Source organism: Clostridium sp. UBA7339 (assembly GCF_002470865.1).
GTDB classification, from domain to species: domain Bacteria; phylum Bacillota; class Clostridia; order Clostridiales; family Clostridiaceae; genus Clostridium_J; species Clostridium_J sulfidigenes.
The window spans coordinates 614,970-630,598 of sequence record NZ_DKPI01000014.1 but is presented as its reverse complement, the minus strand read 5'-3'; the positions used below and the strand labels follow the sequence as shown (position 1 = coordinate 630,598).

General features: G+C 30.4%; 10 protein-coding genes and 1 other annotated feature. Of the genes, 8 read left to right on the top strand and 2 right to left on the bottom strand.

The features are described 5' to 3' along the window. The first annotated feature begins 264 nt into the window (after positions 1-264). The 7 genes from B2S02_RS17220 to rlmD all read left to right on the top strand — a co-directional run bounded on the left by B2S02_RS17220 (position 265) and on the right by rlmD (position 11,375). On the top strand, positions 265-2,172 hold the full coding sequence (locus B2S02_RS17220) for an acyl-CoA dehydrogenase family protein (RefSeq protein WP_346876639.1): 1,908 nt from the start codon (positions 265-267) through the stop codon (positions 2,170-2,172). A 50-nt stretch (positions 2,173-2,222) separates the two neighbouring features. After that, entirely contained in the window at positions 2,223-3,422 is a 1,200-nt protein-coding gene (locus B2S02_RS17215; RefSeq protein ID WP_346921080.1) for an FprA family A-type flavoprotein, read from the top strand. A 363-nt stretch (positions 3,423-3,785) separates the two neighbouring features. Continuing rightward, positions 3,786-4,123, top strand: a binding site (T-box leader). Between the two features lie 159 nt (positions 4,124-4,282). Beyond that, a complete protein-coding gene (gene lysS / locus B2S02_RS17210; RefSeq protein WP_346876637.1) occupies positions 4,283-5,803 on the top strand; it encodes a lysine--tRNA ligase in 1,521 nt (506 codons plus the stop codon). A 377-nt stretch (positions 5,804-6,180) separates the two neighbouring features. Then, entirely contained in the window at positions 6,181-7,140 is a 960-nt protein-coding gene (gene pfkA, locus B2S02_RS17205) for a 6-phosphofructokinase (protein WP_346876636.1), read from the top strand. Positions 7,141-7,248: 108 nt separating this feature from the next. Further along, positions 7,249-9,006, top strand: a complete 1,758-nt coding sequence (gene pyk / locus B2S02_RS17200) for a pyruvate kinase (RefSeq protein ID WP_346876635.1) — start codon at positions 7,249-7,251, stop codon at positions 9,004-9,006. A 321-nt stretch (positions 9,007-9,327) separates the two neighbouring features. After that, a complete protein-coding gene (locus tag B2S02_RS17195; protein WP_346847660.1) occupies positions 9,328-9,687 on the top strand; it encodes a DUF1540 domain-containing protein in 360 nt (119 codons plus the stop codon). 149 nt (positions 9,688-9,836) lie between these two features. Beyond that, on the top strand, positions 9,837-11,375 hold the full coding sequence (rlmD, locus tag B2S02_RS17190) for a 23S rRNA (uracil(1939)-C(5))-methyltransferase RlmD (protein ID WP_346876634.1): 1,539 nt from the start codon (positions 9,837-9,839) through the stop codon (positions 11,373-11,375). A 370-nt stretch (positions 11,376-11,745) separates the two neighbouring features. Here the strand turns inward: rlmD and B2S02_RS17185 are convergent, their stop codons facing one another. Together B2S02_RS17185 and B2S02_RS17180 are read right to left on the bottom strand one after the other, a co-directional pair. Continuing rightward, positions 11,746-12,072, bottom strand: a complete 327-nt coding sequence (locus B2S02_RS17185; RefSeq protein WP_346921079.1) for a hypothetical protein — start codon at positions 12,070-12,072, stop codon at positions 11,746-11,748. A gap of 141 nt (positions 12,073-12,213) precedes the next feature. Continuing rightward, complete coding sequence (locus tag B2S02_RS17180) at positions 12,214-12,540, bottom strand: hypothetical protein (protein WP_346876632.1); 327 nt, start codon at positions 12,538-12,540, stop codon at positions 12,214-12,216. Between the two features lie 654 nt (positions 12,541-13,194). Here B2S02_RS17180 and B2S02_RS17175 point away from each other — a divergent pair. Further along, positions 13,195-15,627, top strand: a complete 2,433-nt coding sequence (locus B2S02_RS17175; protein ID WP_346921078.1) for an ABC transporter permease subunit — start codon at positions 13,195-13,197, stop codon at positions 15,625-15,627. Positions 15,628-15,629: the final 2 nt, after the last annotated feature.

Sequence of the window (15,629 nt, the reverse complement as noted above, 5' to 3'; positions counted from 1 at the left end):
AAATAGTATTAATTAAGGTAATTATAATAAATTTGCATAAAAATTTGACAATAGAAATTATAAGTTTTATAATAATAATTATTAACAAATAAATTGAATTACATAATTAATTTAATTATTAGAAAGTCATATAAACAATTTTAGTTTCAACTTGTATTGTAAGTATATTGTACTTTCTAAATTAAAGATTATAAATTTTTATAAGTTCTATTAATAAAATTTGTAAAAATTAAAATAAAACACTAAATTAAAGGAGGTAAATTTATGTTTTTTAAGACTACAGAAAAACACGAAACTTTTCGTGTAAAAATCAGAGAATTTGCAGAGACAGAGGTAAAGCCACAAGCATTTATGTTGGATCAAGAAAGTAAGTTTCCAACTGAGGCTATAGAAAAGTTAGGTAAAATGGGGGTATTGGGTACTCCGTATCTTAAAAAATATGGTGGATTAGGTCTAGATATACTTAGTTATGCCATTGCTGTTGAAGAACTTTCTAGAGTAGATGGTGGTACAGGTGTAATTTTATCAGCTCATGTTTCTTTAGGAACATATCCAATTTTTGCATATGGAACTGAAGAACAAAAGCAAAAATACATGATTCCGCTAGCAAAAGGGGAAAAGATTGGTGCTTTTGGTTTAACTGAGACAAACGCTGGTAGTGATGCTGGTGGAACTGAAACTACTGCTGAACTAGAAGGAGATTATTATATTTTAAATGGTGGAAAGATTTTTATAACTAATGCAGATAAGGCAGATACTTATGTTGTATTTGCTGTAACTACTCCAGGTATAGGAGTTAAAGGTATAAGTGCCTTTATAGTTGAAAAAGGATGGGAAGGATTTACATTTGGTGATCATTACGACAAGATGGGAATTCGCTCTTCTGCAACTGCTGAATTAGTATTTAATAATGTTAAAGTACCTAAAGAAAACTTATTAGGTGAAGAAGGACAAGGCTTTAAAATAGCTATGGGAACATTAGATGGCGGTCGTATAGGGATTGCAGCTCAAGCTTTAGGTATAGCTCAAGGAGCTTATGAAAATGCTTTAGAATATTCAAAAGAAAGAATACAATTTGGAAAGCCTATATGTCAACAACAGGTAATTTCATTTAAATTAGCTGATATGGCAACTAAGCTAAGGGCGGCTAGGTTTCTAGTATATAGTGCTGCTGAACTTAAGGAAAATCATGAGCCTTATTCTATGGAAGCTGCTATGGCTAAACAATATGCGTCTGATATATGCTTAGAAGTTGTAAATGATGCATTACAAATCTTTGGAGGAACTGGTTACCTTAAAGGAATGGATGTAGAAAGAGCATATCGTGATGCGAAAATTTGTACTATTTATGAAGGAACAAATGAAATTCAAAGAATGGTAATTGCATCTCATATAATTGGAAAGATGCCTAAAAATGAGAATAGAGCTAAAAAAGGTTCAGCTGGTGGAGTCACTGGTGCTCGTAAGAAAATGATTATGAAAGATGGAACAGCAGAGGAAAGAGTTGCTAAGCTTGTAGAAGCATTGAAAGCAGATGGCTATGATTTTACTGTTGGTATTGATATAAATACTCCAATATCTAAGGCAGAGCGTGTTGTCAGTGTAGGTAAGGGAATTGGAGAAGAAAAAAATATGGAGCTTGCTAAAGCTTTAGCTATTCAAGTTGGTGCAGCAATTGGATCATCTCGTCCTGTAGCTGAAACCTTAAAATACTTACCGCTAAATCGTTATGTTGGAATGTCAGGTCAAAAATTTAATGGAAATCTCTACATAGCATGTGGTATATCAGGTGCTGGTCAACATTTAAAGGGTATAAAGGATGCTACTACCATAGTTGCTATTAATAATAATCCTAATGCTCCAATATTTAAGAATGCAGACTATGGTATTGTTGGAGACTTACTAGAAATAATGCCATTATTAACAGATGCTTTGGATAACGGAGAACCAAAAAAGGAAGCACCTCCTATGAAGAAAATGAAAAAGTATGTTCCTAAAAAGGTTGTTCCTAATTGGAAGAGATATGTTTGTAATGGATGTGGCTATGAATATGATCCAGCCATAGGCGATATAGAAAATGAGATATCACCAGAAACTCTATTTGAAGCTCTTCCAGAAGAATGGATTTGCCCAGATTGCGGTGAAGAAAAAGATAGTTTTATAGAGGTCTAATTCTATAGCAGAAATTTTAAGTTTTTTACAATAAAAAGGAGGAGTAATTTATGTTTTGTGTTAGAAAGGTAACTGAAGACCTTTATTGGGTAGGTGGAAATGATAGGCGTCTAGCTCTTTTTGAAAACGTTCATCCAATTCCAAGAGGAGTTTCATATAATTCATATCTACTATTAGATGAAAAAACTGTGCTATTTGATACTGTAGATTGGTCAATTTGTAGACAGTTTTTAGAAAATATACAAGCTGTTTTAAATGGTAGGCCATTAGATTATTTAGTAATAAATCATATGGAACCGGATCATGGGGCTGCTATTGAAGAAATAATATTGCGTTATCCTGATGTTAAGATTATAAGTACAGAGAAATCTTTTCTCCTAATGAGACAATTTGGATTCAAAATTGATGGTAGAATGGAGGAAGTTGTAGAGGGAGACGTAAAATCTTTTGGAAAGCATGAGATAACTTTTGTAGCTGCACCAATGGTACATTGGCCAGAAGCTATGGTTACATTTGATACTACAAATGGTGTTCTTTTTTCAGCTGATGCTTTTGGATCTTTTGGAGCATTAGATGGTAAGCTATTTAATGATGAGGTTGACTTTGACCGTGATTGGATTGATGACGCTAGAAGATATTATACAAATATTGTTGGAAAGTATGGACCACATGTTCAAGCATTGTTAAAAAAGGCAAGTGGACTAGATATTAAAATGATTTGCCCACTACATGGTCCAGTTTGGCGTACAGATCTTGGATATCTTATTGATAAGTATGATAAATGGAGTAGATATGAACCAGAAGAAAAAGCAGTAATGATAGTTTATGCTTCAATGTATGGTAATACCGAAGCTGCAGCTACTGCCTTAGCTACTAAATTTGTAGAAAAGGGAATGAAAAATGTAGTTATGTATGACGTTTCAAGCACTCATGTATCTGAACTGATTTCAGAAACCTTTAGAGTTAGCCACGTAGTTTTAGCTTCTGTAACCTATAACCTTGGTATTTACCCACCTATGCATAGTTATCTTATGGATATGAAGGCTCTTAACCTTCAAAAGAGAACTTTTGCAATAATTGAAAATGGCTCATGGGCATGTAAGTCTGGAACTTTGATGAGTGAGTTCCTAGATAAAATGAGAGAAATGACAGTTCTAGAAGATAAAGTTACACTTGTATCTTCTATGAATGAAGGAAATTTGACAGATATGGATACAATTGTTGAAGGTGTTATAAAATCAATGAAATAGTTATAATAAACATGTTGTTTAAGGGATATTTACCTAAAACAAATTATGATGTTACTTTAATTGTAATTATCACCTTCACCATGAAACCCTCGATAGAAATATCGAGGGTTTTCTTCTGCAGATAATTTAGAATTATTTATTTAGATGAATGGATAAGACGAAGGCTACCCCTATGCTATTGGTAACAATGGAAGAAAATTAAGACTAAATATGATAATCTTAAGATCTTAAGAAATGAATAATTTCCAACAATCCTATTTTAGCAAGAATGCTAAATAATAAATATCTATCTCATACTCGATTGATAATATAAATTTTTTAAAAATTCTTGACATTGTATTTTGAGTATATTAAAATATACTCAATAAAACTATGAAGAGAAGAGTAATCAAACTCAATTTTTTTACAGAGAGCTTTAGATGGTGAGAGAAAGCAAAAAACAGTTTGGTGAAAAAAGCCTCGGAGTTTTACACAGGATCTTTACTTCACTAGAGTTTATCTTTAAGTGAGGTTGCTTCTTAAAAAAGAAAGAAGTTTCCTTTAGGAAGAGAGATGGTGTAACGGGTGCTCCCGTTATAGAGCTAGGGTATAAGCTTAATATATTTTATTGTAAAGCCGTACTTGAAAAGGTTAATATGGTGACATATTAATAAACTGGGGTGGTACCACGAAGTTGAACTTACCAAACTCTCGTCCCCAAGACTATTGTCTTGGAGGTGAGAGTTTTTATTTTGCAAAAATATAATAATGGACGAAAGTAACGTAACTGAGTCTACTAGAAAACTATAATGAGGTGTTATTTAGATTCATATAAGTTATGAGAAATTAAAAAGCAAAATTGAAAGGTGGTACTATTATATATGTACAATGATTATGTAGAATTAAATAACTTACAAGAAATAATGCAAGATGCCAATGAATTTAACGTAGAGAGAATAAAAAAATTAAATGAACTTTTAAGCAGAGGAATCAATCCTTATCCCTATACTTTTGAGCCAAACACTACTTCGAACTATATAACAAAAAACTTTGATAAAATAGATAGTGAAGAGAGATTTATTTTATCAGGAAGAATAATGCTTTTAAGAAGAATGGGTAAAGTAACATTTTTAAATTTAAGGGATCAGAATGGAAATATTCAAGTGTATATAAGTAAAAATGATCTTGGTGAAGATGCCTATGGAGTTATTAAACTTCTTGATGTAGGAGACATAATTGGTGTAGAAGGATTCGCATTTAAAACAAAAACGGAGGAAATAACTATTAAAGCCCTGAATGTTACCGTACTTTCAAAATCTATAAGACCGCTTCCAGAAAAATATCACGGAATTCAAGATATGGATTTAAGACAAAGACATAGATCTCTAGATATGATAATGAATGAAGATGTAAGAGATAGATTTGTAAATAGAGCTAAGGCTATGTATGCCATAAGAGAGTTTATGAATTCTAAAGGGTTTATGGAAATGGAAACCCCTATTTTAGATACAAAATATGGCGGAGGAGAAGCTAAACCATTTATAACTAATGTAAATGCATTAGACTGTGAAGTATTTATGAATGTATCTCCAGAGTTATACTTAAAAAGATTGATGGTTGGAGGCATTGATAGAGTTTTTAGTATGGGACGTTCCTTTAGAAATGAAGGAATAGATAGAACTCACTATCCAGAATTTACATTGTTTGAATGTTACATGGCTTATGCTGACTATAATGATATGATGAGAATTATGGAAGATTTATATGAGAACGTATTTACTAAAATTAAAGGAACAACTAAGGCTGTGTATGACGGTGTTGAAATTGACTTTAAAGCCCCTTGGAAGAGAGAAACTATGTGCAATCTAGTTCTTAAAGATACAGGAATAGATGTGGAAAGGTTAACTAAGGAAGAAATAGTACATCTAATTATAGAAAAAGAATTATTAGAAGAGGAGCAAAGGGACGGATTTAATATTGAAGAAGCAAATAAAGGAGACTTAATACTTACATTATTTGAGGCTTATTGCGAGGATAAATTAATAGAGCCAACCTTTGTAATAGATTTTCCATTAGATTCGTCTCCACTATGTAAAGTTCATAGAGAAAATCCAGAGTTAATAGAAAGATTTGAACCTTATGCCTTTGGAGTAGAACTTGGAAATGCATATTCAGAACTTAATAATCCATTAAGACAAAGAATTTTACTTCATGAGCAAGCAGCAAAATTAAGAGCAGGACTTGAAACTGCTAGCCCAATGGATGAAGAATTTGCAGTAGCTATAGATGTAGCTATGCCACCAGCTGGAGGTCTTGGAATAGGAATAGATAGAATGATGATGTTTTTAACAAACTCATCATCTATAAGAGATGTAATTGCTTTTCCATTAGTAAAAAGATAATTAAAAGATAATATGAGAAGAGTTAGCTCAAATTTTACTTAGATTTAACTTTAATTTGCATGAAGATATAAAAAACTTATTGATATTAGATTGTAAATTGAATTGTTGGTAAAGATAAGTTTAATTGCAGAAGTAGCTCTTCTTAATTTTGTATATAAATTTTATTAAAATTTATTAATTATAAAGGATAAAATGGGAAGAATAAATTATAAGAGACTTTATTAAAAGTTGACAACATTTACAATAGCAAATTTATAGATATTTACTCAAATGCATCCAATAATAGGTTGCAAGGAGTAACTCTAAACATTAAACTTAAGTTAAGTAAGTAGAGATTTAAATAAATAATAACCACAATAAAGCTAGGGGGTAATATAGTGAAAAAAATTGCAGTATTGACTAGCGGTGGAGATTCACCAGCAATGAATGCAGCAATAAGAGCTGTAGTTAGGATTGGAATTGAAAATGAAGTCCAGGTATTTGGAGTACATAGGGGATTTAATGGGCTTATTAATGGGGAAATATTTGAGATGGATAGACACTCTGTTTCTGATATAATTCAAAGAGGTGGTACTATCCTAAGGACTGCTAGAAGTGAAGAGTTTAGAACACCTGAAGGGAGACAGAAGGCACTTAATGTTATTAAAGTCCTTAAAATAGATGGAATTATAGTCATTGGTGGAGATGGATCCTTTAGAGGAGCTAAGGAATTAAGTGATTTAGGTATACCAACAGTTGGAATACCAGGTACTATAGATAATGATTTACCTTATACAGATTATACCGTTGGTTTTGATACAGCTTTAAATACAGCTATTGATGCCATAAATAAAATTAGAGATACATCTAGCTCCCATGAAAGAGTGAGTGTAATTGAAGTTATGGGAAGAAACTGTGGGGATTTAGCTTTATTTTCAGGTATTGCTGGTGGGGCTGAACAGGTAATAGTTCCAGAAAAAAAATTCACTATTGAAGATATATGTGAGAATATTTTCAAAGGAAAACGTAATGGTAAGCTTCATAATATTATAATCTTAGCTGAAGGTGTAGGTGGAGCACAGAAATTAGCTAAAAGCATAGAGAAAATAACGGGTATAGAGACTAGGGCAACTGTGCTTGGATATATACAAAGAGGCGGAAGTCCAAGTGCTTTTGATAGAATTTTAGCTTCAAGAATGGGTAGTAAAGCGGTAAAAGTGTTGTTAGAAGGAAAGACAGCAAGACTTATTGGTATAAAGGCAAATAAAATTATAGATATAGATATAAAAGAAGCTTTAGATTTAAAATCATGTTTTAATGAAGAGTTATATAAATTAAGTGTAGATTTGTCGAATTAATGGGTTATAGATATTGTAGAGTTACAAATTTTTTAATATAATTTTATACATTGATAAAGTTATCTAGGCAAAAAAATTTAAGTCTATGTAATATAAAGGAGGATAACTATGAAGAAAACTAAAATTGTTTGTACAATGGGACCTACTACTGATGAAAAGGAAATTATAAAAAAGTTAATTGAAAATGGTATGAATGCTGCCAGATTAAATTTTTCTCATGGAAGTCATGAAGAACATAAGAGAAGAATAGATATGGTTAAGGAAGCAAGAGCTGAATTAGAAAAGCATATTGCTATATTACTTGACACAAAGGGGCCAGAGATTAGAACTGGAAACTTTGAAAATGGAACTGTAGAACTTAAAGAAGGAACAACTTTTATAGTTCATTGTGGAGAGGATATTATAGGAGATGAAACTAAATGTTCTATTACTTATAAAAACCTATATAAAGATGTAAAACCAGGAAACATACTTTTAATAAATGATGGATTAGTGGCATTAAAAGTATTATCTATAGAAGGTAAAGAAATAAAAACTCATGTTGAAAATACAGGAGTTATAGGAAATCACAAGGGAATGAATGTGCCAGGAGTTAAATTAAATCTTCCAGCATTAACAGAGAAAGATATAGCAGATTTAATGTTTGGTATAGAAAGTGAAGTAGATATAGTAGCTGCATCTTTTATAAGAAAAGGTACAGATGTTCTAGATATAAGACATCTTCTTGATAAGAATGGTGGAGATTATATTCAAGTATTTTCAAAGATTGAAAATAGAGAAGGCGTAGATAATATTGATGAAATTATAAGATATTCTGATGGAATTATGGTAGCAAGAGGGGATTTAGGAGTGGAAATTCCTACTGAAGAGGTACCAGTAGTTCAGAAGATGATTATACAAAAATGTAATGAAGCTGGAAAGCCCGTAATTACTGCAACTCAAATGTTAGATTCTATGATTAGAAATCCAAGACCTACTAGAGCAGAAGCTTCAGATGTAGCTAATGCGATCTTTGATGGAACTGATGCTATAATGCTAAGTGGAGAGACTGCTAGTGGTAAATATCCAGTAGAAGTTGTAAAAACTATGTCTCAAATAGCTATGAAGGCAGAGGAATATATAAACTACGAGGAAAGTCTCAAGAAAAGAAGAAAGTTACATGTTGCTAATGTGCCTAATGCTATAAGTGTAGCTACATGTACAACAGCAATGGAGTTAAATGCATCAGCAATAATTACAGCGACTCAAAGTGGTCAAACAGCAAGACAAATATCTAAATATAGACCGGAATGTGAAGTAATAGCTTGTACTCCTTATGAAAGGGTTGCAAGAAGTTTAGCACTAAATTGGGGTGTGTTCCCTGTAATAACTCCAAAATTAAAAGATACAGATGAATTAATAGATAAGACTTCAGAAATTGCATTAGCAGCTAATTATGTAAAGAAGGGTGATCTTGTAGTAATTGTTGCAGGAATACCGATGAACTACATAGGTAGTACAAATATGATGAAGGTTCATATTATAGGAGATGTACTTTTACAAGGTAAAGGAAGTAATTCTGGTACAGCCTTTGGAACAGTAATGCATGTAAATAATTCTAAGAAGTTTTTTAATTCTTTAGATGAAAAGCAAATTATTATAGTAGATAAATTAAGTAGAGATTTTTCAGATGTGCTTAATGAAGTTGGTGGAATAATAGTAGAAAGCGATGAGATGAGTTCTAGTGTATTACTAGAATGTGCATCAAGAAACATTCCTATTATATATAACGCACAAAACGCATCTTCAATTATAAAATCTGGATGTTTTATAACTATGGACTCAAAAGTAGGAATGGTATATAGCGGCAAAGCTAATATTAAGTAGTTTCATCCAAGGAATTATTTTAAAATTAAGATAATTATGGTATTTATGTAAATTTTATAAAAAATATTGAAATTATCTGAAATTTAATGTATAATTAATAATCCAATGGATAAGACTTAAAATATAACATTTTTGGCAACTGATTCATTATTGACACCCGTTAAGGGTGTCTTTAATTTTTTCGAGAGTTTTAATTTAGATATATTAGCATTAAGAAGTAGCTATAATTTTAGACCTACCCCGTGCATAAAAAAAATATTTTTCCACATAATAGTATTATCTAATGACTTAAGAAAATAATTAAGAATAGGAGTGCTATGAATGAGTGGAAATTTAGCATGTAATGCAACTAATTGTACACACAACAACTCTGGAATGTGCACCGCTAATACTATCCATGTACAAGGAGCAAATGCTCACTCTAGTGAGTATACTCAGTGTGGAAGCTTCACAGAAATGGGAATAAAAAATTCTCTTTCAAATGTATATAATATGAATATTGGAGGAGAAGTAAAACAAAGCTTTAATAACTTCGCTGGAGGTATAGGACCAAGAATAATATGTGATGCAATAAACTGTAGGTATAATATCAATAAGGATTGCGTTGCAAACTTTGTACACATTAATGGGGTAGGTGCAATAAGTAGTAATAGAACAGACTGTGAAACTTTTAAGATTTAATTCACTATAGTAAGGGTAACTTTAGTTAATTTTATTAATAATCTAAAGTTGCCCTTACTTTAATTTTATATTATGACTACTTATTATGGTTAATTGACTAGTTTTCTGATAAAATTAAAATTAATTAGAAGCTAATAAAGGGTGGTTTTATGAAAATACGTAAAGAGATAAGTAAGGTTAAAGTTATAGAAGAAGCTGAAAAAGAAGAGAGAGAAAGAGTGAAAGCTTCATTAGAAAAAGAAAGATTTCTAAAAGAGGATAGGGAAAGTGAAGAAAGAGAAGCAGAGATAGAAAATCTTATTTTAGAATTAAATAATAATCATGCAGATATAGAAATTGCGAAGAATAAGGATTATATAATTAAGATAGAAGGATATGGACATGAAGGAGAAGGGGTAGGTAAAATAAATAACTTTACTGTGTTTGTTAAAGGAGCCATAAAGGGTGAAACAGTAAAGATAAAGCTTATAAAAGTAAGTAAAACCTATGGAATAGGTAAACTATTAGATGTAATTCTCTCATCTAAATATAGGACAGAACCCATATGCCCAATTTATAAGAGATGTGGAGGCTGTAATCTTCAACATATATCCTATGAAGAACAACTTAACTTTAAAACTCAAAGAGTAAAGGATGTTATGGAAAGAGTAGGAAAGATAGAAGGATTAAAGGTACATAATACTATGGGTATGGATTTCCCATATAACTATAGAAATAAGGTTCAGTTACCAGTTGGAAATAATGATGGAAATATAGTAGTAGGATTTTATGCACCAAGATCTCATGAAATAATCAATATGGATCACTGTTATATACAAAGTAAAATAGGTGATAAAGTTGTTAAGATCCTTAAGGAATGGATGAAAGAGAATAAAGTAACTCCTTATGATGAAAAAAATCATAGTGGTGTAGTTAGACATATAATGATTAGAGAGGGGTTTAAGACTAAGGAGGTAATGGTTGTAATAGTTACTAATGGAGAAAAGTTACCTAATATAAAACCACTTATAAAATCTCTTAGAGAAGAAATTTTAAATCTTAAATCTATAATTCAAAATGTAAATAAGGATAAAACAAATGTGATTTTAGGTAACAAATCTATTACTCTATGGGGAACAGATACAATATCAGATTATATAGGTGAATTTAGATTTAATATATCACCATTATCTTTCTTTCAAGTAAATCCTGTACAAACAGAAATTCTATATAAAAAAGCATTAGAATATGCAAGTCTTACAGGAAACGAGATTGTATTTGATGCATATTGTGGCACAGGGACTATATCACTGTTCTTATCTAAAAAAGCTAAAATGGTATATGGAATTGAAATAATACCAGAAGCTATAGAAAATGCTAATGAAAACAAAATAATTAATAATGTAAAAAATGTGGAATTTATAGTAGGAAAATCAGAAGAAGAAATTCCAAAACTAATTGAAGGTGGAATACACCCAGATGTAATTATGCTAGACCCTCCAAGAAAGGGCTGTGAGGAATCACTTCTACATGCCATAGCAGAAGTAAGACCTAAAAGGATTGTTTATGTATCATGTGATCCTGCAACATTAGCAAGAGATTTGAAAGTTTTTGAAGGATTAGGCTATAAGGCTGTAGAGCTGCAACCAGTAGACATGTTCCCTCAAGGACATCATGTAGAATGTGTAGTCAATCTAATTAAGCAATAGGGCAATTTATAAGAGTTAAACAAGATGGAATAGTTTAAACTTCAGACATTCTTCCGATATGTTTTTTATATGTCGGAAGTTTTTGTTTTTAGAACAGATTCTAAGATATCAACAGTATCATCTTTAATCCTTTTAGTTATAGAATATCATTGACTACTTTTACTTCTTTCAAAATAACAAAATATCTGAAACCCTTGAGACCACAACAACTATTTAACTAGTTATATAGTTTTCTATTAACATATATAAATAGTTTAATATATAACTATTTATTATATGAAAATATAAATTAAGATCAAGAATAAGGTCATATGAGAGCACTGCTGTAAGGCGGTATTCTCATATGACAATGAAATAGTAAATGTATATTTTATTTTGCTGGTTTTATAAGTACTTCTCCAGCACCAAATATAACAATTCTATATTTGGGAGTAAGAGGAATTAAATCATGTATTGGAGATTTAGGCTCTAAACGTAGAAATTGCAGTGAAGTAAGATTTTCATCCATAACTATTAAGTAAGAATTATCCTTTGATGAAATGTTTTGGATAGTATAAAGATTATCTTTTGTAGGAGCAAAGTCTGATAATGTGTAAATACCTTCTTTATAAGTAGTGTTGTCAGATGCAAGAGCTACAATAGAAGTACTAAGTATTAATGTAATCAAAATTACTAATGTGGTAGTAAATTTTTTCATATAATAGCCACCTTTCGATAATAGTTTATGTAGTCAAAAAATAATGTAAAATAAAAATTTTATAGTATTTGTAAAGGGAATACATATCAATAATATATATTTTATTTATTACTAATTTAAGATTAAATAGAAAAATATATATTAATCAACACCTTTAATGAATATTTCACCATCTCCAACTATAAAAATTTTATATTCTGATTTAAGAGGAATTAGATTATATCTTGACGATTTTGGAGTTAGGTATATAACTTGTAATAAGGTATCATTTTCACCCATAACTGCGAAGTAACAATTACCTTTTGATGAAATATTCTGAACGAAGTAAGAATTGTTTTTTGCAGGAACGAAGTCTGATAATTTATATGAGCCTTCTTTGAATAGATTTTGGGCAAATGCAGGAGTAGAAGCAGATGCACCAAACATTAGAGTTATCAAGATTAATAGCATAACAGTAAATTTTTTCATATAATGACCACCTTTCAACAATAGTTTATGTAGTTGAAAAGATAATATACAGATTTACGATTTAGGAAGTACGTTAGATAAAATTATCTTTGAAAATTGAATAGTACGGTGTTTAAAAAGTATGTTATGATTATTTATATTTGTGTATAATTTATATTGAGTACCTACACTGATAATTATTAATTAGGTATAAGAATTACAAGTCTTTATATCCAGTATTTTATCAGTGGAGTTTCTTTTTTAAAAAGTTCATTTAGCTTTATAACAGGAATGTTATTTAAATAGCATTACAGGTGTATAGTTGTGTATATAATAATTTTAAAATGATAGAGAATAAAAATAAATTTTAATATTGAATTTGAATGTGATTAGAAATTAGAAGTTATATATTAGAATATCACAATAATGCTAAAGAAAGTTATACAAGAATCCATGTATAAACCAGTTAAGATTAAAAATAATAATCTTTGCTGGTTTTTTATGTTGAAAAAATATTGGGGTTTTACGATTAATGTTGAAATATGGCATTTGAAATTCATTGATGAAACCTTTACGATTAGATAAAATAATAGACAAGTATATAACTATTAATTTACATATATAATAAAAATATACTTATGAGTAAAATATTATTTGAAGGGAAGTACCTATAAAATGAAAAAGATAAATTTTCCACTACTTCTTGGAAGTATAATTGTAATATTTCTAGCAATTGTGGCCTTTTACCCAGAATTTTTCACATCAAAGGATCCTCTTTTTGAAGAAGCACCTAAGTATATAGAGTACAAAGAGGAAGGTGAGTGGGTGAAAAAGTTTGCTTACAACCCAATGCCGCCTAATAAGGATAATATTTTTGGAACAGATGATGCTGGAAGGGATGTATATTCAAGGCTTGTATATGGAACAAGAAATACATTAAAGTTAGCACTACTTATAGGTATATTTAGAATGATTTTAGCTCTTCCCCTTGGATTAGCTGCAGCAATGGGTATAAAGTTTATTTCAAATATAATAAAAATATTTAATACATTTTTTACTGCTATACCTATGCTTTTATTTAGCTTTGTAATTTTGAACATTGGATATTTCAGAAATCTACAAATGGATAAATCAATTTTTGCTTTTGCAATAGTACTTACCATTGTGGGATGGGCAAAGTTGGCTGGAATAATTGAAGATTCAACTAGGATGGTTATGGAAGAAGATTTTATTGAAGGTGAGATAGCTATAGGGAAGACAAAACTGCAAATAGCACGTCAAAATGTTTTACCTCACATATTACCAACTAGTATAAGCTTATTTTTTAAAGAAATGGGTATGGCGTTGTTTTTAATTGCTCAGTTAGCAGTTCTTGAAATTTTTGTTGGAGTAACAAGATCTATCAATGAACTAGCTTTTAAGGCAAATTATGCAATGAATTTAGAACCTGAATGGGGAGGTAGCCTTTCTAGAATTGCAGAAAATGTTGAAAAATACCAAGCAACATATTGGATGACCCTTTATCCTATATTGGTTTTTAGTATTGCAATCATTGGGATAAACCTTACAGGAGAAGGATTAAAAATAGAATTTCAAAAGAGAGATTCTAGAGTGATTAGTTCTATTAGAAAAATTGGTTATCTAATATCACCAAAAATGTTTATATCTCAAATTAAGGACATTAAGAAATACTACAAACCTGTAATTATCAAGAGTTTAATTATAATAGGAATTATTACATGGGCGATAATCCCTTGGCATCCAAGCCTTTATGAATTTGACATAGATCAAGCAAAATTACATCTTGAAGAACTTACAAAGGACAAATATGGAGGTAGGGTAGCTGGAACTGAAGGTGGATATTTAGCTGGAGAATATATAATTGATACTTTAAAATCCTATGGATATCAGGTGAATACCCTAGATATATCATTAATAGAAACTACAGATAAAATAAAAAATGAAAGTTTTGCACAAAAGCCTAAAACTTTGACTCCTGTGGTAATTGAATCAGGGTGTATAAAGCTTAAAGATGACAAGGGTGAGAATAAGACTTACTATCTTAATCAAGACTTTACAATTATATCTGTAAGTAAAAATATATTTAATGATACTCCAGAAGAAGAATTGCATTATAAAGGAGTTGCTGCAGAACCTGAAAATATAATTAATATACCAGAGGGTACAGAGTTTTTTTCAATTGAGAGAAATTTCAATGGTCTAGGAAATGAATCTCAGAATACTACTAATAATCCTAATAATAAAGCAGTTAGTGATATACAGTTTATATTATCAGAAGGCTACAATACAAACACCAACGTATACCTTTCTGAATCTACTATTATTGTTCCCTTTGATAATTTAAGGTTGGAGTTAGAAGCTGGTTACAGAGAAGTTGAAATAGACCTTGATTATCCAGAGATGCCTAAATATAATGGACGAAATATTACTGCGTTTTTACCTGGAAAAGACAAAACATATGAAGATCCAGGCGAATTAATATTAATAGGAGCAAGCTATGATGGTGTTCATATAAATGAAACTCAAAGTACACATGCAATGACAGCAACTCCTACTGCAATATCGCTGGAGGTAGCAAGGATGTTGTCTATTGCAAAGGAACCATTGGAAAAATCAATTCAATTTATATTCTGGGACAATGAATATGATTTTATGAAGTACTCAAATGTTGATGGTTCCTATGATTACAATATAACAAGAAATATACCTGTAAATATGGCAATATCACATAAGTACTATTATTTTGATATAAGCTATCCAGGTTATAGTAAGGATGAAAATTTAAATATTATTACTGCTAAAGCTCAGATAAGAGAGAAAAGTAATTATCTTATGGGGCTGGGAATGGAAAAGCGACTTAAACAAATGGATGTGAAATACCAAAGATTTCATAATGATTATACAACTACAAAAGCTATGAATAATTTGAGCTTAAATGCACTTTCAAGTGTGGCAATAGGGAATTCTTCCACAGAGGGAGTTAATAGTAGTATTGACATCTTAGAAAATGTAAATTATAAAAAAATGAAAGATATTGGACAAATTATATTAGATACCATGACAATGAATTCTTATATGATGGATTAGTA